This is a genomic window from Microbispora hainanensis (assembly GCF_006874475.1).
GTDB classification, from domain to species: domain Bacteria; phylum Actinomycetota; class Actinomycetes; order Streptosporangiales; family Streptosporangiaceae; genus Microbispora; species Microbispora hainanensis.
On record NZ_VIRM01000004.1, the window covers coordinates 19,650 to 36,340 of the forward strand.

Genomic DNA, 16,691 nt, shown 5'->3' on the forward strand with positions numbered 1-16,691 from the left:
CGGCCGCTCCGCCGCCGGTCGGGTGATTCTTCGACAGCCCCTGCGGGAGAACGTCGTCGCCGGGGCGTCACTCGGCGGGCGGGAGCCGTACGGCGATGTAGTGGCGCAGGTCGTCCTCGCCGAGCCGGGCTCCGGGGAGGGGTGATCGCGCGTCGGCGCGCAGGCCGTTCAGCATGATCTCCACCACGCGTTCCATGGCCTGCTCGTTGTGCATGCCCGGCGGCGTGTACACGTTCAGGGTCATCAGCAGAGCGACGTCGCCGGGACCGATGTCGGCGCGCAGCGCGCCGTCCGCCTGCGCCTGCTCGACCATGCGCAGGACGCCGGCGATCACCCGCTGCCGCATCGCATTCAGGCCGGGGCCGGTGCGCAGTTGCTGGTGCAGATGCGGCTGGAGCTTCGCCGGCAGCACGCCCAGCCGCAGGGCGACCGAGCCGCGCAGGAAACGGCACAGCGCGTGCCAGGCGTCCGGCTCCTCGTGCCACGACGTCTCCGCCAGGTCCACCAGGCGGCGGAGGCTCTCCTCGCCCACCGCCCGGAGCAGCGCGTCCCGGTCGGGGAAGCGGCGGTAGAGCGTGCCGACGCCGACGCCGGCGCGGCGGGCGACCTCCTCCAGCGGCACGTCGATGCCCTCTTCCAGGAACAGCTCCTGGGCCGCGGCGATGATCAGGTCCCGGTTGCGGCGCGCGTCGGCGCGCAGCCCCTTCTCCACGGCCACCTCATCAGAAGGATCTGGACGATTTTCCTCCGCTTAGGATACCGTCGCTTATATGGAGGAAATTCCTCCGGTTATGGGGTGCGTCATGAGCACAGTGCTGATCTCGGGGGCCGGGATCGCGGGGCCGACGCTGGCCTACTGGCTGGCCGGGCATGGATTCCGGGTCACGGTGGTGGAACGCGGGGGACGGCTCCGGTCCAGCGGCAACCCGGTGGACGTCCGAGGGCCGGCCGTCCCCGTCGCGGAACGGATGGGGCTAATGCCCCGGCTGCGCCGGGCCGCCACCGGCACCACGGGGGTCGGCTTCGTCGACGCGGCGGGCAGGCGGGTCGGCCGGATGGACATGCGCGCCGTGCAGCGGCCGGACGAGGTCGAGGTGCCGCGCGGCGACCTCGCGTCGATCCTCTACGAGGCGAGCCGCGACCGCGCCGAGTTCCTCTTCGACGACTCCATCACGGCGCTCGCCCAGGACGAGCACGGGGCGGACGTCACCTTCGAGCGGGCCGCCCCCCGCCGCTTCGACCTGGTGATCGGGGCCGACGGCCTCCATTCGGTGACGCGGCGCCTCGCGTTCGGCCGGGAGACGGGGACGCCGCAGAGCGGGCTCGTGCGGCACATGGGCCTGTACGTCGCGACGACGCCGCTGCCCGAAGGGGCCGCCGGGGCCGGCCGGGACATCCTCATGCACAACACGCCCGGCAAGGCGGTCGCCGTCAATCCCCGGCCCGGGGGCGCGTTCTTCCTCTACCGCAGCCCCGAGGAGCCCGGCTTCGACCACCGCGACACCGACCAGCACAAGTGGATGCTGATCGACGCCTTCGCCGGCGTGGCCTGGCGGGCGCCGGAGCTGCTCGGCCACGTACGCGCCGCCGACGACCTCTACTTCGACTCCGTCAGTCAGGTGCGCCTGCCCCGCTGGTGGAAGGGCCGTGTCGCGCTCCTCGGCGACGCCGCGTCCTGCGTCTCGCTGTTCGGGGATGGTTCCACCCTGGCCATGGCGGGGGCGTTCACCCTCGCCGAGGCGCTGGCCGTCCACTCCGGCGACCCCGCGGCGGCCTTCCGCGCGTACGAGGCGGCGCACCGGCGCCTGGTGGAGCCCAAGCAGCGCGGCGTCGCGCAGGCGTCGGCACTCCTGGTGCCCGCGACGCGAGGCGGCATCCTCGCCAGGAACCTGGCCACCCGCCTGTGGCCTGCCGTGGCCGCCGCCACGCGGCTCAAGCACGCCCTCGCCTGGTGAGCGGGGGCGTGGCCCCTGGCACAACTCGAACGTCGCTAGGCGGGGAAGGCGAAGAGGCGATACCGCGCGACTTCGACGAACCCGAATCGCCGGTACAGCGGCTCACCGGCCGGGCTCGCGGCGAGTGCCGCCAGCCGCGCACCGCGGTCGCGTCCCACGCGGAGCGCTGCCGCGGTCAGTGCTGTGCCGATGCCGCGCCGGCGATGCGTGTCCGCGACATGGACGAGGAAGATCCCGGCCACGTCGTGGACTGCGATCACTGTGGCCGTCCCGGCCACACGGTCGTCGAGAACCGCCGCCAGGCGGACGATGTCCGCGTTGTCCCGGCGTTGCGATTCGATCCGCACGATGTCGGGTTCGAGGTCCGGTGCGACGCCCATGGAAGCGCTGTAGGTGCGTACCAGTTCCGGCAGCCGGTCGTGATCGGTCACCGCCTCGTTCCGCAGGCCGGCCGGCGGATCCATCGGATCCACAGCCTGGTCGAGCGATCTGACCATCACGGGGAGCGTTGTCAGTTCCTGTGCTCCGTGCGTGGTCAGGGCGTACGCCGTGCCCGCGGGGCTGTCCGGGCCGACCCACCACCACCACGGCACTCCCGCGAGCCGGTCTCGGGCGGTGGCGGAGATCCGCTCGACCGCGTCCAGGGAGCGGACCCGGACCACGCCGTTGAACTGTGGCTGAGCCAGCCCGCTGCGGAAGTAGTCGAGGTCACCCTCACCGCGGTCCGCCATGCCCCAGCCGGTGAGGTACTGGCGGAAGTTGGCGGTCACGCGGGCCATGCTCCCGGGGTGCCGCAGGGCGCGCGGGGCACGGCTGCCCGGGGACGCGGCCGCCGCGAGCGGTTCGCCGGGTCCGTCTGACACGTTCGTCATGGGTGTCACCTCTGTCTGGAAGCCTCGTGCCTGCCCGAGGGCGGCCCGCGGGTGGTACGACGGACTCGAAGGCGCCGGCCGCGCCCCCCACGGGCTGCACCGTGGACCTCGCCGGTCCGTCACGGCCGTCGAACACCGCCTGACGGAACCGGGGAGCCGGCGGCCGGAGGCCCGTCGCGTCGTCCCCTCAGAGGCCGGACGTCCGCCACGTGGTGCCGGTGGCGGTGACGGCGAAGGCCTCGTAGCCGTCCAGCTCCTCCACCCACTCCCGCGCGGCGCCGCCCATGGCGAGGGCGCCCGTGGCGTACGCGTCGGCCAGGGCGAGGTCCGGCCCGATCACCGTCACCGAGGCCAGCTCGGCGGCGGGCCTGCCGGTGTGGGGGTCGATGACGTGCGCCCCGCGCTCCGCGGTGCCCGAGGTGGCCACGGCGAGGTCGTCGCCCGTCACCACGGCGGCCAGGTCTCCAGGCCGGAGCGGGTGGGCGATGCCGACCCGCCAGGAACGGCCGGGGTCCGGCGCGCCGGACAGCCGCACGTCGCCGCCGCCGTTCACGCAGTGGTCCGGCGCGCCCGCGTCGCGCAGCATGGCGGAGGCCCGTTCGACCGCCCATCCCTTGACGATGCCCGAAGGGTCGAGCCGGCCCCCGGGGTAGGCGGTGAAGTATCCGCGGGACCGGTCGGTCACCGACGCGCACATGCGGAGGATGCCGGCCACCTCCGGCGGACAGTCGGCCAGGGCGATCTCACCCCTGCCCAGCCTGCTGACCGGGCTGTCCGGCTTGTAGGTCGAGAAGACCGCGTCGACGTGGTGCAGCCAGGCCACCGCCTCCGCCACGTACGTCTCGGCGTCGTCGTGGCGTCCGCCGCGGTGACGTACGTCGAAGGAGAAGACGGTGCCCATCACGTGCTCGACGTGGCGGGTCACAGGCCGGCCTTGTCGAGCGCGCTCTGCAGGGAGCGGATGTAGCCCTCGCTGGTGTAGGTGGCGCCGGAGACCGTGTCGATCTGGGCGGATCGCGCCGACAGCGCCTCCTCGTTCAGGATCGGCAGCGCCTCGGTGTTGATCGCTATGTCGCGGCGGTTGTTGGCGGGGGCCACCGGCACCTTGATCCCGGCCAGCCTCCCCCCGGAGATCACGATCTGCACCTGCACCGGGCCCCAGCGGGTGTCGGCGGGGTCGCCGGTGACGGTCTTCTCACCGCTGGTGGCACCCGCGGCGGCGCCCTGCCCGGTCCACGCCGACCCGGAACCCGAGGTGTCCGGGGAGCCCTCGCCGAAACGGTCCCCGTCGTCCTCCCTGTCGTCCTGCCCGTCGCCCTGGACACCGTTTTGGGCCCCGTTTTGGGCCCCGTTTTGGGCACCGTTTTGGGCACGGTCGCCGTCATCCGCGTCACCGCCCTCGGTGACGGCGGCCGGACGCTCGGCCAGCGAGGTCACCTCGTGCGGTTTGAAGGACAGCAGCAGCACGAGACCGACGGCGGTGGCGAGCACGGCCAGAATGGCTCTGCGCATGGAACTCCCATCAAGGACGATCAGAACTCGAACGATTCGTGGTGGATGCGGCGCTTCGGCACTCCGGCGGCCCGCAGGGCGGCGGTGACGGTGTTCGTCATCTCGGCAGGCCCGCAGACGTACGCCTCGTGATCGGTCAGATCGGGCACCAGCCCGGCGAGCGTCGCGGGTGTGAAAGGGTCGCCGATCAGGGCCCGGGGGCCGACGCAGTAGTGCAGGGTCGCGCCGCGCGCCGTGGCGATCTCCTCGAGCTCGGCGCGGAACACCAGGTGCCGTTCGTCGCGCGCACGGTAGAGGAGGGTCAGGTCGCCGGGGGCGGCCGGCACCGACTCGAACAGCGCGCGCAGCGGCGTGATGCCGACGCCGCCCGCGACGAGCAGCACCTTGCGCGCCCGGCGCCCGCCGGCGGTGAACGCGCCGTACGGCCCCTCGGCGAGCACCCGGGTGCCGGGCCGCAGGCCGGCGAGACGGCGGCTCTGGTCGCCCAGGTCCTTCACCGTGATCCGCATCTCGCCCGCGCCGGGCGGGGCGGACAGCGAGTAGGGGTTGGGGGACCACCACAGGTCCCTGGTCAGGAACCGCCAGCGGAAGAACTGGCCGGGCTCGGCCCGCAGCCGGTCGAGGCGCCGCCCGGTCACGTACACGGAGACGACCCCCGGAGCCTCCGGCACCACCCGGGAGACTCTCAGGCGGTGCCGTACGGCCAGCCGTACGGGCGTGAGGAAGCGATACCACGCGATCAGCGCCGCGACGCCCCAATAGAGGGCGTGCCAGGAGGCGCGGGCGACCGGGGCCACCGCGAACTCCGCGCCCGTGGCGAGCTGGTGCCCGAAGGCCAGCCAGGCGGCCAGGTAGGTGTAGAAGTGCAGGTGGAACCACGTCTCGTAGCGCAGCTTCGGACGGATCCTGCGGGCGGAGACGACGCCGACGCCCACCAGGAGCAGCAGCGCGACGGTGGCGTTCAGCACGTCGGGATAGGTGAGGTTCAGCGTCACCGTCTCGCCGACCACGCCGGTGCGGTCGGTCAGCGCGTAGCCCCAGATCGTCAGCAGCATGTGCGCCACCGCCAGGCCCACGACGTAGCGGCCGCCCATCGAGTGCCACCGGGCGAGCCGGTCTGAGCCGGCACCGCGCTCCAGCGCGGGAACCCGGGCCATCAGCGCCAGCAGCACGGCGATCGCGTATCCGGCGAGCAGCCCGGTGACGCGCCCCGCGTTCGTCAGCCAGCCGTCGAGTCCCACCACGACAGGCGTGTTCGCCCACCACATGCCGACGACCGCGACCACGCCCGCGGCGATGAGCGCCAGGACGGCCTCGGGGCGGGCGCGCACGCTCCGTCGCCGCCGATGCGCGTGCCTGGCCGTCACCGCCCTCCCCGGGAATGTGGTGGTCACGGGTGTCTCCTCGTCGTCATCACGCGACACACCGTGCCAACGAAACCTCTCGTTTTCCTATGAACCGGGGCATTTGCGGACTCTTCATAGGATTTTCAGAGGTGGCTCACAGGGTAGCCCTGGTGAGCGGGGAGGACCCTGTAAGCATCATGCGGAAGACTTCGAACGACAAGCCCGGCCTGGTCCGCCCCGACGGGAACTCCGTACGTGTCCTCGTGGTCGACGACGAACCGGACCTCGCCGAGGTCCTCGCCGCGGTGCTGAAGTACGAGGGGTGGGAGGTGCGCACGGCGGGCGACGGGACGTCGGCCGTGCGGGAGGCGCGGGAGTTCCAGCCCGACGCGGTGGTGCTGGACGTGATGCTGCCCGACTTCGACGGGCTGGAGGTGCTGCGCCGCCTGCGCGCCGAGGCCCCGGACGTGTGCGTGCTGTTCCTCACCGCGCGCGACGCGGTGGAGGACCGTATCGCGGGCATCACGGCGGGCGGGGACGACTACGTGACCAAACCGTTCAGCCTGGAGGAGGTGCTCGCCCGGCTGCGGGGGCTGCTGCGCCGCGCCGGCATGGCGCGCAGCGCCGAGGGCGACCGGCTGACGGTGGGCGAACTGACGATGGACGAGGACGCCCGCGAGGTGACCCGGGACGGGGAGCTGGTCGAGCTCACGCCGACCGAGTTCGAGCTGCTGCGCTTCCTGATGCGCAACCCCCGGCGCGTGCTGAGCAAGGCCCAGATCCTCGACCGGGTCTGGTCGTACGACTTCGGCGGGCAGGCGCACGTGGTCGAGCTGTACATCAGCTATCTGCGCAAGAAGATCGACGTCGGCCGCAGGCCGCTGATCCACACGGTGCGGGGCGTGGGATACGTCCTGCGGCCGTGATCGCGCCGCCGTGACCGGATCGCCGCGCCCGATCGAGCCGTCCCGGGCTGAGCCGTCCCGGGCTGAGCCGCGCCGGGCTGAGCCGTCCCGGGCTGAGCCGCGCCGGGAAGTGTCGCGCACGCGCCGCCTTCTTCGCCCGGTGCCGACGACGTTGCGGGCCCGCCTGGTGGTGGGCACGCTGGTGCTGCTCGTGCTCGCCTGCGCGGCGGCCGGGGCGGCCTCGTCTCTCCTGCTCGAACGGTTCATGATCGAACGGCTGGACCAGCAGCTGTCCATGACGGCCGGGCGGTTCGCGGAGAGCCTGGCCCACGAGGAGCACGAGCAGCGCGAGCACGAGTATCCGCGCGATCCGTACGGCGGGCGCGGGGACTCGCGCGGGCAGGCGCCCGGCACCCTGGGCGTGCTCGTGCAGGACGGCCGGGTGGAGACGCCCGCTGTCGTGGGCCGGGCCGACCCGGTGCTGTCGGCGGCGGACCGGAAGGCGCTGGCCGCCGTCCCGTCCGACGGGCTCGGGCACACGGTGGAGCTGTCTTCGGACGGCCTCGGCGACTACCGGGTGATGGGCGTCGGCGACCCCGGCGGGGAGCTGCTCATCACCGGCCTGCCGCTGAAGGACGTGCGGGCCACCGTCCAGCGCCTGCAGATCGCCGAGATCGGGGTGTTCGCCGTCGTCGTGCTCGTGACGGGGATCGCCGGGGCCGTCTGGGTGCGGCTGTCGCTGCGCCCGCTGGACCGGGTCGCCGCCACGGCCCGGCGCGTGGCCCGCCTGCCGCTCGCCGACGGAGAGGTGGCGTTGCCCGAGGGAGTGCCCGACGAGGACCCCCGCACCGAGATCGGCCAGGTGGGGGAGGCGTTCAACCGCATGCTCGGCCACGTGGGACGGGCCCTCGCCCACCGCCACGCCAGCGAGCAGCGGATGCGCACCTTCGCCGCCGACGCCAGCCACGAACTGCGCACCCCGCTCGCCGCCGTCCGCGCCCACGTCCAGCTCGCCCGGCGCGACGAGGAGGCCGTCCCCGACGGCGTACGGCACGCCCTGGAGCGCATCGACGCCGAGTCGGCCCGCATGGGCACGCTCGTGGACGACCTGTTGCTGCTGACCCGGCTCGACGCCGGCCGCCCGCTGGCGCGCGAGGAGGCCGACCTGACCCGCCTGGTGATCGACGCCACCAGCGACGCCCGCGCCTACGGGCCCGGCCACCGCTGGAGGCTCGACCTGCCCGAGGAGCCGGTCACCGTGCCCGGGGACCCCGACCGGCTCCACCAGGTGGTGGCCAACCTGCTGGGCAACGCCAGCGCGCACACCCCGCCCGGCACGACGGTGACCGTGGCCCTGCGTGTGCCCGGCCCGGACAAGGCGGAGCTGACCGTGACCGACGACGGCCCCGGCATTCCCGAGGACCTGCAGGGCGAGATCTTCGAACGGTTCGTCCGCGCCGACAAGGCCCGCACCCGGGCCTCGGGCGGCAGCGGCCTGGGACTCGCGATCGTCAGGGCGGTGGTGGCCGCCCACGGCGGCACCGTCGACGTCGAGAGCCGTCCCGGCCGTACGGCGTTCCGCGTCATGCTGCCCGCAGGGCCGGTGGCGGCGGACGAGGCGCTCTGCGAATGATCCTGACCGACGGTGATCGTTTCCGGTAGTGTCGCCCCGTCCGATGCAGGAAGGGGGGACATGGCCGGGTTACGGGCGCTTCGCACCGACGATCCGCGGCAGGTGGGCCTCTACCGGCTGGCCGGCCTGCTCGGCGAGGGCGGCCAGGGGACCGTGTATCAGGGCCTGGCCCCGAGCGGCGAGCCCGTGGCGGTGAAACTGCTGCACGCGCGCTTCATCGGGGACGACCGGGCGCGGGCGCGGTTCGCGGCCGAGCTGGATCACGCGCGCAGGGTCGCGGCGTTCTGCACGGCGCGGGTGCTGGACGCCGACGTGGCGCGGGATCGGCCCTACATCGTGTCGGAGTTCGTCGCGGGGCCGTCGCTCAGCGAGGTGATCGCCTCCGGCGGGCCGGTGACGGGCGGTGCGCTGGAGCGGCTGGCGATCGCGACGGTGACGGCACTGGCGGCGATCCACGAGGCCGGGGTGGTGCACAGGGATTTCAAGCCCGGCAACGTCATCATGGGGACGGACGGGCCGCGAGTGATCGACTTCGGGATCGCGCGGGCGCTGGACGCCACCGGCACCGTGTCGAGCGCTGTCGTGGGCACCCCCGCCTACATGGCGCCCGAGCAGATCGCCGGGCAGACGGTCGGCGCCGCCGCCGACGTGTTCGCCTGGGCCTGCACGATCGCCTACGCCGCGAACGGAGCCACTCCCTTCGGGCAGGACTCCATCCCCGCCGTCATGAACCGCATCCTGCACGCCGACCCCGACCTGGGCCCCCTCGACGGTGGACTGACCGGCGCGTTGCGCGAGATCATCACCGCCTGCCTGGCCAAGGACCCGGCCAGCCGCCCCGCCGCCCGGGAGATCCTGCTGCGCCTCCTCGGCGCCGGCCACCCCGCCGGCCACCCCGCCGGCCACCCCGCCGGCCACCCCGCCGGCACCCTGCTCGCGCCCCTGCTCGCGGAAGGCGCCCGCGCCGCCGCCACCGGTCCCGGTCCTGCCCACTCTGCCGCCGATCCCGGCTCGGGTCCCGGCGCCATCCCGCCGCCCCCGCGCACGCTGCCGCTGTCCTCCGCACCCCCGGCCGCCGCCGACGCGCCTGCCGCGTCCCGGGTGCGCGGAGCGCCGCCGCTGATCGTCGCGGCCGTGCTGGCGGTGGGCGGGTTCACCGTGCTGCTGGACGGCACCGTGATGGGGCTCGCGGCGCCCGTGATCTCGCGCGAGCTCGGAGCGTCGTACACGGACGCGCAGTGGGTGATCATCGCCTACCTGCTGGCCGCGACGGTGGTCGTCCCCCTCACCGGGTGGCTGGCCCGGCGGTTCGGGGCGGCGGTGGTGTGGATCGCCGCGCTCGCCCTTTCGCTGGCCGGCTCGGCCCTGTGCGGGCTGGCCTGGTCGTTCGGCGCCCTCGTCGCCTTCCGGGTGATGCAGGGACTCGGCGCCGGGATGGTCTTCCCGCTGAGCCGCATCCTCGTCGCCGGTGCCGCCGACGTCGCGGCGGCCGGTGAGGTCACCGAGGGCGCAGGCCGCGAGCGGCCCGGCCGGGTGACGGCCCTGAGCGTGGTGGCCGTACAGGCGGCCCTCATGGCCGGGCCCGTCGTCGCGGGCGCGGTCGCCGACGCGCTGTCCTGGCGGTGGATCTTCTTCCTCGCCGTTCCCCTGCTGCTGCTGACGAGCATCCTGTCGGCCGTGCTCCTGCCCTTCGCGCCCCACACGGGGGCCGCCGAGCGGTTCGGCCCGGGGCGGGCGGCCCGGTCCGCCCAGCCCAGGCTCGTGGACCGGCGCCTGTTCCGCGACCGTGCGCTCACCGCCTCGGCCGCCGTGTCGCTGCTCCACCACGTCGCGTTCTTCGCCGCGGCGTTCGTGGTGCCGCTGTACTTCCAGACCGTCGACGGCATGTCGCCCGGGCAGGCCGGGTGGCTGTTCGCCGCGCAGGGGGCGGGCATGCTCGTCGTGGTGCTCCTGGCCGGAAGGCTCGTCGGCGCATTGCGCGACTCCCGCCTGTCGGTCCTCGCCGGTCTCGCCCTGGTCGCGGGCGGCACGCTCCCGTTCGCGCTCACTTCCGCCTACACGAATCCTCCGGTGCAGGCCGCGGCGCTGTTCGTCCGCGGCCTCGGGCTGGCGTTCGTCGCAACGACGTTGATGGCGCGGACCCCGGCGGCGACGACGGCCGGCGCCATGGGTGTGCCGGCCGGCGGTGCGGTGGGGACGGCGCTGATCGCCGTGGTGCTGGGGTGGCCCGCCGTCTCCGGTGTCCCGGACATGGGCGCGGCGTTCTCTTCGGCGTTCTCTTCGGCGTTCTGGGCGATCCTGGCGGCCGTGGCGCTCACGGCGGTCCCCGCCCTGTTCCTGCCGGCGCACGCGGCCCGCCGTACGGGCGTGTGACCTAACTCCCATCTGAGGGGGTGCAGTGAAACAAATGTTGCATATGAGCAATACTTAGGCCTCGGGGGGGCAGGGGGGTCTTTCTTCGCGAAGGTCCCTCCGCGACATGAGAGGTGTGCAATGACCGCGACCGCTACCGAGCGCAGTACGACTGACGGGCTTCGTCAGCCCTGGCCCGATGACCGCTACGAGGTCAGGTGCGACAGGGAGAGCCCGTTCACCGGTAGCCGTGACCGTTACCACTACGCCAAGAACGCCGTCGAGTCGGCGAAGGCGCTGGAGCGAGCGGGACTCGCCCGCCGTGTCATGGTCGTCAGGCTGGAGGACGAGACCGTCATCTACGACCGTGTCGGCGACGTGAACCTGCCTCCGGAGTCGTGGTGATCGGGCATGTCACGGCGTGACATCTCCGGTCGCGTCTGGTCCATATAACGCGAGACGATCCCCCGGGAGTGTGTCCCGGGGGATCGTCCGCGTATGGATCGGCCTGCTTGAGATCGGCCTGCTCAGGGTCGCCGGCCGGAGGGTCCGGTCCTTCGTGTGAGGAACGCCCGCCGGTCAGACGGGCGTGCAGGTCACGTCGGGGGCCTTGCCGCCGCCCAGGCGGGCGGCGAAGCCGAAGACGGTGGAGCCGCCGATCGGCAGGTTGCCGTTGTAGCTCTCGTTGCCGAAGGCGTACGAGCCGACGATGCCGACCACCGGGAGGGGCACGGCCCCCCACACCTGGGTGATGACGCTGCCGTCGGTGTAGCGCCACGACACACGCCAGCCCTTGATCGCCCATGAGCCGGTGTTGGTCACCGTGACCTGCCCGAGCGAGACGGCGTCGCGCGTTCCGGGCCATTCGCTGGTGACCGTGTAGACCGCCTTGCAGCCGATCGAGTCCGCGGACGCGGGGGCGGCCGTGATCCCCGCGGTCGCCAGGATGAGGCCTGTCGCGGCGATCGTCCTTCTGATCATCGATCTCTCCCTTGCTCGGCGCTGACGTGGATGCCCGCCTCCCCCAGAGAGGGGTCCGTCTGGGGAAGGCGGGCGACTGGGGCGAGCCCGGGAACTCGGGCTACGCGGGGGTGCAGGTGACGGTCGACGGGGCGGTGCCCGAGCCGTTGCCGGTGAAGCCGAAGCTCGTGCCGGCGCCGGAGCCCAGGTTGCCGTTCCACGACAGGTTCTTCACCGTGACGTTCGATCCGCTCTGGCTGACGGTGCCGCTCCAGAGCTGGGAGATGGTCTGGCCGCTCGGGAACGACCAGGTCACGGTCCAGCCGGAGATGGCCGAGGCGCCGGAGTTGCGTACGGTGACGTCCGCCTGGAAGCCGCCCTGCCACGAGTTGACGAGCGTGTACGTCGCGGTGCACGCCTTGCCGGTCGCCGGCGACGGGCTGGGTGACGGCGAGACGGACGGGCTGGGCGACGGCGACGGCGACGGAGACGGAGACGGCGAGGGCGACGGGCTGGGTGACGGCGACACCGACGGCGACACCGACGGCGAGGCCGACGGGCTGGGCGACGGGCTGGCCGACGGGGACGGCGATACCGAGGGGCTGGGCGACGGCGACGGCTCGGCCCCGGGCGCGTTGCCCCAGATCTTGGTCGATCCCGAGTAGAGCGTCATGTTCTGCACCGTCACCGGCGTGGACGGGGTGGTGGACACCCCGGTGTACGACCAGTCGTTCGACGGGTCCCACGAACCGGAGCTGGCGATGCGGAACTGCACCTCACGCCGCGACTCCGACTGTCCCTGCGGCGCGATGACCTGTCCGGAGCAGTCGATCGTGACGTAGTAGACCCTGCCGGAGAACTGCGTCGGGCCGGTCGGCGGCTTGCACTGGTTGTAGTTGGCCGTCAGCGTGATCTGGCTCGGCGTGGTGTCGCCGTCGAGGGTGAAGTAGTAGCGGAACGAGCCGTCGGTCAGGGCGCGGGCGGGCCAGGCCGAGTGGTTGTAGACCAGCGTCTTGATCTCGGTGAAGTTCTGGCCACTGGCGTTGAGCGCCGCCTGGATGTAGATCTCCGGGCCGTCGGGGGTCTCCGCGACCGGGAAGTTCGCCAGCGGGGTGCCGCCGTACTCCTTGTAGAGCCGCACCAGCGCGCTGGTGAAGCCGGCGTTGTAGTCGGTGGCGACCTCGTTCATCGTGTAGTCGGCACGGCTGTCGGTGTAGCTGTCGTCGGCCGACTTGGGGCCGCCCACCAGCGCGCCGTACAGGATGTGGCGGCTCTGCGCCGGCTCGCCGTTCAGGTTGTTGGTCCAGGTCCCGTGCGCGGTGCGGTGGTGCGGGTTGCGCGGCGGGTTGTTCCCGAAGCCGATCTCGTACGACGCCTTGCGCGGGTTGTCGCCGAGCGCGTAGTTGATCTGCCGAACGGCGAAGTCGTGGTAGCGGGCCTTGCGCGTGGTGTCGGTGAGCCAGTCGCTGTAGTAGAGCGCGACGAACGCGGTGTTGGCGGCGTAGCGAAGCGAGCCCCACGAGTCGAGCACGGCCTGGCCGCCGGGGGAGTAGTTCACCCGCTGCCCGTTGACGCCGACCGTCCAGAAGTCGAGCCACCTGTTCGCGTCGTCGGCGTACTGCTGCTTGCCGGTCAGCTTGGCCAGCAGCGCGTAGCAGCCGTACGACTTGTCGTCCCAGGCGATCGTCCACTTGTACGACTTGGTGGTCGACTGCGGCTCGGTGCCGAGGTTGGCGTAGTACGACTCGGCCTTGGCGAGGTAGGAGGAGTCCTGGGTGGCGCGGTAGAGCCAGATGGCGCCCCACACCAGCTCGTCGTTGTAGCCGCTCCAGGACTTGTAGAAGTTGGCCGCGTCGGTGATGCAGTCGCTGTACTTGCCCCGCACGGTGTCGGCGAACGCGTAGAGCTGCTTGGCGTGGCTGAGGAGCTTGTCGGCGTACGACGGGTCGGTGGGCCGGAACACGATGGAGGAGGCCGCCATCGCGGCCGCCGTCTCACCGGCCAGGTCGGATCCGCCGCACGAGGCGTCGATCTTGTACGAGGGCCGGCTCATCGGCAGCACCTCGGCCGCGCCCCACCAGGCGTGGTCGGGGTTGCCGCTGCCGACCTGGCCGTAGAGGACGTTGGAGGAGGGGTGCGCCTTGACGAAGTAGTCGTTGACGAAGCGCAGGCTGTTCATCAGGTAGGTGAGCTGCCCGGACGAGGCGTAGGCGTCGCGGTAGTCCACCGCGCCCCACGCGAGCATCGTCGCGCTGAACGCCATCGGCAGGCCGAACTTGACGTGGTCGCCCGCGTCATACCAGCCGCCGGTCAGGTCGAGACCGACGTCCTTGCCGTCGTTGAGCGCCGAGTCGCCGCGCCAGGTGACGCGGTTGGTGGACGGCAGCGTGCCGGACTGCTGGGCCTCGTAGAAGAAGAGCGACTTCTGCAGCGCCTCGCCGTAGTTGAACGCCGGGGCCGCGGAAGCCGACTGGGGAACGGCGGCCGGGACGACCGCGGTGGAGATGATCAGCGCCGCAAGTGCAGGGAACGTACGCCGCATGGGGATGAGCCTCACAGAGGTGGGGGGTCGGGGGCGCGGCGGCGGGTCAGGCGCCGCCGCGCCCCGGCTTACTCGGTCGTGTCCCGGAGGGACACTTCCTTGGGGTGCGGTGAAGGGTCAGGCGACACCGCACCCCGGCTTACGGGGCGTGCTCAGCCGTTGGGGAAGAGCAGGCCGTACTGTCCGAGCGCGGTGGCCACATCGGTCTGCGCCCAGAAGCGGTGGTAGTGGAAGACCGGAGCCGATCCACCGTTCAGGTACGACTGGACCTTCGACCAGTCCGGGTCGTTCTTGTACCAGGACCGGATGGAGATGAAGGTCGAGTTGCTGTTGATCGGGTCGCCGTTCGGCATCTTGCCGCTCCAGCCGGACGGGACGTAGATCGGGTCGTCCAGGCGGTTGTAGTCGGCCTTGGTCTCCGCGACCGACACACCCTTGGCGTCCTGGTTGTTCTTCCAGATGCCGTCGAGCAGGGCCTTGGCCGTGCTCTTGGCCTGGGCGTTGCCCGACTTGGCCGCGTAGAACATCAGCGTCTTGGCGTACGAACCCGCCACGCCGATGTCGTCGGTGTAGTCCTGGATGGTCACGTGCAGGCCGGTGTTGGCCGACGGCATCCCCGAGCCGCTGAAGCTGGCGTCCGGCTGGCCGGTCCACCGCAGCGTCGACGGGATCTGGAAGGTGCCGTCGGAGTTGACCGTGGTGCCCGACAGCGCCCAGGCGACCCACTTGTCGAGGATCGTCTTGGCGTCCGCGTTGCCCGTGGCGTAGTAGAGCTCGGCCACGCGCTCCATCGACCACGCCTGGAAGCCGAACCACTGGTTGGACGGCGGGTCGTGGTAGACGGGCTGCCAGTCATAGGCCATGCCGAAGAACTTCGGCAGGCTCGACGGCGGGGAGGCGTAGTGGCCCTCCCAGCTGTTGGTCGCGCCACCGGCGATGCCGCCCTCGGCCGACTGCAGCCACTTGTAGAACTGCAGCTGGCGGGTGAGGCTGGTCGACCAGTCGCTGACGGCGGTGGAGCCCTTCGGCTTCAGCGCGTTGACGTTCGACAGCGCCCAGGCCGCCATCGGGTTCTGGTAGCCGCCGTGGTTGTGGCTGGAGCCGATGCGCCAGGCCCATCCGGCCGACGTGTCGTACGCGCCGCCCCAGGCGTAGTACCAGGACAGCAGGTAGTTCGACGCGTTCTTGCCGGTGCCCGCCGGGCAGGAGGTGCTGGTGCAGTTCGGCTGCTTGAAGTACTTGTCGTACATCGCGTAGCGCAGGTAGTCGCCCATCTTGGCGGCGTTGGACACCGCGGTGGAGATCTGCGACTGCTTGCCCTGCTCGGTCGCCCAGGTCAGCGCCCAGTAGGCGGCCTGGACGGCGCGGGCGTCGGCGTCCGGCGCGTTGGTGTACTTCCACTGCTTCGCGTACGACGCGTCACCCGTGAACAGGTCGAGGAACCCGTTCGGACCGCCGAACTTGAAGGTGTCGCACGACGGCTGCGGAATGGTCTCGAAGACCGACTCCTCGGGGCCGCGCTGGTAGGTGTTGATGTACGCGGGCTTGGTGGTGCCGTCGCCGCAGCGGCCGAAGCCGTAGGTGTTGTCGACGTCCAGCAGCCAGTGCATGCCGTAGATGTCGGAGGTGCCGTACGCGCTCTTCAGCTCGTTCGCGATCGGGTCGGTGCCGACGCTGACGCCGCTGTCGAGCCGGGACGGGTACTGGCTGATGTCGTTCCACTCACCCGCGTACGTCGCCGGCTTGCTGGCGTCGTACTTGTCGTTGGTGGGCTGGTCGGCGTGCGACGGGATGATGTACTTCTCCATCGTCGTCCACGCGGTGTTGAACTTCGTCCAGTCACCGGTGATCTTGCCGTACATCGCCTCCAGCCACAGGTAGTAGCTGAACGCCTCGGACGTCGTCTCGTGACCCTGGTCGGGAGCCTCCACGAGCAGCGTCTCGACCGAGTGGTAAGGCACGCCTTCGGGCGAGAAGTAGCCGTTGGCCGGGTCGTGGATCTTGTTGTACATCGTCATGAAGTTCTTGATGTACTCGTTGTCCGTACCCGGGGTGGGGCTGGTCGACGGGCTCGGCGAGGGCGAGGGCGAGAGGGTCGGCGACGGGCTCGGGGAGGGCGAGCGCGTCGGGGACGGGCTCGGGGAGGGCGAGCGCGTCGGGGACGGGGACGGGGACGGGGACGGGCTGACGGTCGCGCCGCAGGTCACACCGTTGATGGAGAACGAGGCGGGCTTGTTGTTGCTGCCGGACCACGTTCCCTGGAACCCGATGTTGGTCGTCGCGCCGGTGCCGAGGTTCCCGTTCCACGACATGCTCGTGGCCGTGACGGTGGAGCCGCTCTGGCTCCAGTTCGCCGACCAGCCGTTCGACAGCCGCTGCCCGTTGGGGAAGTCGAACCGCAGCGTCCAGTTGCTGACCGGGTCGCCCAGGTTCTTGATGTCGAGGCTGGCCGTGAAACCGCCCGATCCGGAACCCCAGGAGTTGAGCGCGTACTGCACGTCGCAGGACACGGCGGCGGACGCAGGGGTCTGCGCCAGCCCGACGAGGAGGCCGCCGGACACGGCGGCGGCCGCCACAAGGGCGATCCGTCTCCGCGATCGTGGGAGCGCTCCCG

General features: G+C 71.8%; 13 protein-coding genes. 5 read left to right on the forward strand and 8 right to left on the reverse strand.

Features of this window, described 5'->3' with window-relative positions:
- Nucleotides 1-67: 67 nt before the first annotated feature.
- Nucleotides 68-712 carry a TetR/AcrR family transcriptional regulator gene (locus FLX08_RS04415; RefSeq protein WP_208761256.1) on the reverse strand — a complete coding sequence of 215 codons (645 nt, stop codon included), beginning with the start codon at nucleotides 710-712 and terminating at the stop codon, nucleotides 68-70.
- 91 nt (nucleotides 713-803) lie between these two features.
- Here FLX08_RS04415 and FLX08_RS04420 point away from each other — a divergent pair, with 91 nt between their 5' ends.
- Complete coding sequence (locus tag FLX08_RS04420; protein WP_142616901.1) at nucleotides 804-1,955, forward strand: FAD-dependent monooxygenase; 1,152 nt, start codon at nucleotides 804-806, stop codon at nucleotides 1,953-1,955.
- 35 nt (nucleotides 1,956-1,990) lie between these two features.
- On the opposite strand, the gene FLX08_RS04425 is transcribed toward FLX08_RS04420, so the two are convergent.
- From FLX08_RS04425 to FLX08_RS04440, 4 genes are all read right to left on the reverse strand, one after another.
- Entirely contained in the window at nucleotides 1,991-2,827 is an 837-nt protein-coding gene (locus tag FLX08_RS04425) for a GNAT family N-acetyltransferase (RefSeq protein ID WP_167530270.1), read from the reverse strand.
- A gap of 187 nt (nucleotides 2,828-3,014) precedes the next feature.
- On the reverse strand, nucleotides 3,015-3,752 hold the full coding sequence (locus FLX08_RS04430) for an FAD:protein FMN transferase (RefSeq protein ID WP_244312410.1): 738 nt from the start codon (nucleotides 3,750-3,752) through the stop codon (nucleotides 3,015-3,017).
- Nucleotides 3,749-4,339 (reverse strand): FMN-binding protein, encoded by a 591-nt coding sequence (locus FLX08_RS04435; protein WP_142616902.1) that lies wholly within the window; start codon nucleotides 4,337-4,339, stop codon nucleotides 3,749-3,751. Before FLX08_RS04435 ends, FLX08_RS04430 begins: the two co-directional genes overlap by 4 nt.
- Nucleotides 4,340-4,359: 20 nt before the next feature.
- Nucleotides 4,360-5,733 carry a ferredoxin reductase family protein gene (locus FLX08_RS04440; protein WP_244312411.1) on the reverse strand — a complete coding sequence of 458 codons (1,374 nt, stop codon included), beginning with the start codon at nucleotides 5,731-5,733 and terminating at the stop codon, nucleotides 4,360-4,362.
- 149 nt (nucleotides 5,734-5,882) lie between these two features.
- Between FLX08_RS04440 and FLX08_RS04445 the strand changes: the two genes are divergently transcribed.
- From FLX08_RS04445 to FLX08_RS04460, 4 genes are all read left to right on the forward strand, one after another.
- Nucleotides 5,883-6,611 carry a response regulator transcription factor gene (locus FLX08_RS04445; protein WP_142616903.1) on the forward strand — a complete coding sequence of 243 codons (729 nt, stop codon included), beginning with the start codon at nucleotides 5,883-5,885 and terminating at the stop codon, nucleotides 6,609-6,611.
- 139 nt (nucleotides 6,612-6,750) lie between these two features.
- A complete protein-coding gene (locus tag FLX08_RS04450; protein WP_208761257.1) occupies nucleotides 6,751-8,223 on the forward strand; it encodes a sensor histidine kinase in 1,473 nt (490 codons plus the stop codon).
- 60 nt (nucleotides 8,224-8,283) lie between these two features.
- Nucleotides 8,284-10,596 (forward strand): bifunctional serine/threonine protein kinase/MFS transporter, encoded by a 2,313-nt coding sequence (locus tag FLX08_RS42855; RefSeq protein WP_142616905.1) that lies wholly within the window; start codon nucleotides 8,284-8,286, stop codon nucleotides 10,594-10,596.
- Between the two features lie 120 nt (nucleotides 10,597-10,716).
- A complete protein-coding gene (locus tag FLX08_RS04460; RefSeq protein ID WP_142616906.1) occupies nucleotides 10,717-10,980 on the forward strand; it encodes a hypothetical protein in 264 nt (87 codons plus the stop codon).
- A 174-nt stretch (nucleotides 10,981-11,154) separates the two neighbouring features.
- Here FLX08_RS04460 and FLX08_RS04465 read toward each other — a convergent pair whose 3' ends face one another.
- From FLX08_RS04465 to FLX08_RS04475, 3 genes are all read right to left on the reverse strand, one after another.
- Entirely contained in the window at nucleotides 11,155-11,556 is a 402-nt protein-coding gene (locus FLX08_RS04465; protein ID WP_142616907.1) for a cellulose binding domain-containing protein, read from the reverse strand.
- 100 nt (nucleotides 11,557-11,656) lie between these two features.
- Nucleotides 11,657-14,077 (reverse strand): glycoside hydrolase family 9 protein, encoded by a 2,421-nt coding sequence (locus FLX08_RS04470; protein ID WP_142616908.1) that lies wholly within the window; start codon nucleotides 14,075-14,077, stop codon nucleotides 11,657-11,659.
- A gap of 152 nt (nucleotides 14,078-14,229) precedes the next feature.
- Nucleotides 14,230-16,653, reverse strand: a complete 2,424-nt coding sequence (locus tag FLX08_RS04475) for a glycoside hydrolase family 48 protein (RefSeq protein WP_244312412.1) — start codon at nucleotides 16,651-16,653, stop codon at nucleotides 14,230-14,232.
- Between the last annotated feature and the right edge of the window lie 38 nt (nucleotides 16,654-16,691).

What these genes read in the sequence shown, in the direction of transcription:
- FLX08_RS04420 (WP_142616901.1), top strand. Translation starts at nt 804, where the DNA reads ATGAGCACAGTGCTGATCTCGGGGGCCGGGATCGCGGGGCCGACGCTG.
- FLX08_RS04425 (WP_167530270.1), bottom strand. Translation starts at nt 2,827, where the DNA reads ATGACGAACGTGTCAGACGGACCCGGCGAACCGCTCGCGGCGGCCGCG.
- FLX08_RS04435 (WP_142616902.1), bottom strand. Translation starts at nt 4,339, where the DNA reads ATGCGCAGAGCCATTCTGGCCGTGCTCGCCACCGCCGTCGGTCTCGTG.
- FLX08_RS04445 (WP_142616903.1), top strand. Translation starts at nt 5,883, where the DNA reads ATGCGGAAGACTTCGAACGACAAGCCCGGCCTGGTCCGCCCCGACGGG.
- FLX08_RS42855 (WP_142616905.1), top strand. Translation starts at nt 8,284, where the DNA reads ATGGCCGGGTTACGGGCGCTTCGCACCGACGATCCGCGGCAGGTGGGC.
- FLX08_RS04460 (WP_142616906.1), top strand. Translation starts at nt 10,717, where the DNA reads ATGACCGCGACCGCTACCGAGCGCAGTACGACTGACGGGCTTCGTCAG.
- FLX08_RS04465 (WP_142616907.1), bottom strand. Translation starts at nt 11,556, where the DNA reads ATGATCAGAAGGACGATCGCCGCGACAGGCCTCATCCTGGCGACCGCG.
- FLX08_RS04470 (WP_142616908.1), bottom strand. Translation starts at nt 14,077, where the DNA reads ATGCGGCGTACGTTCCCTGCACTTGCGGCGCTGATCATCTCCACCGCG.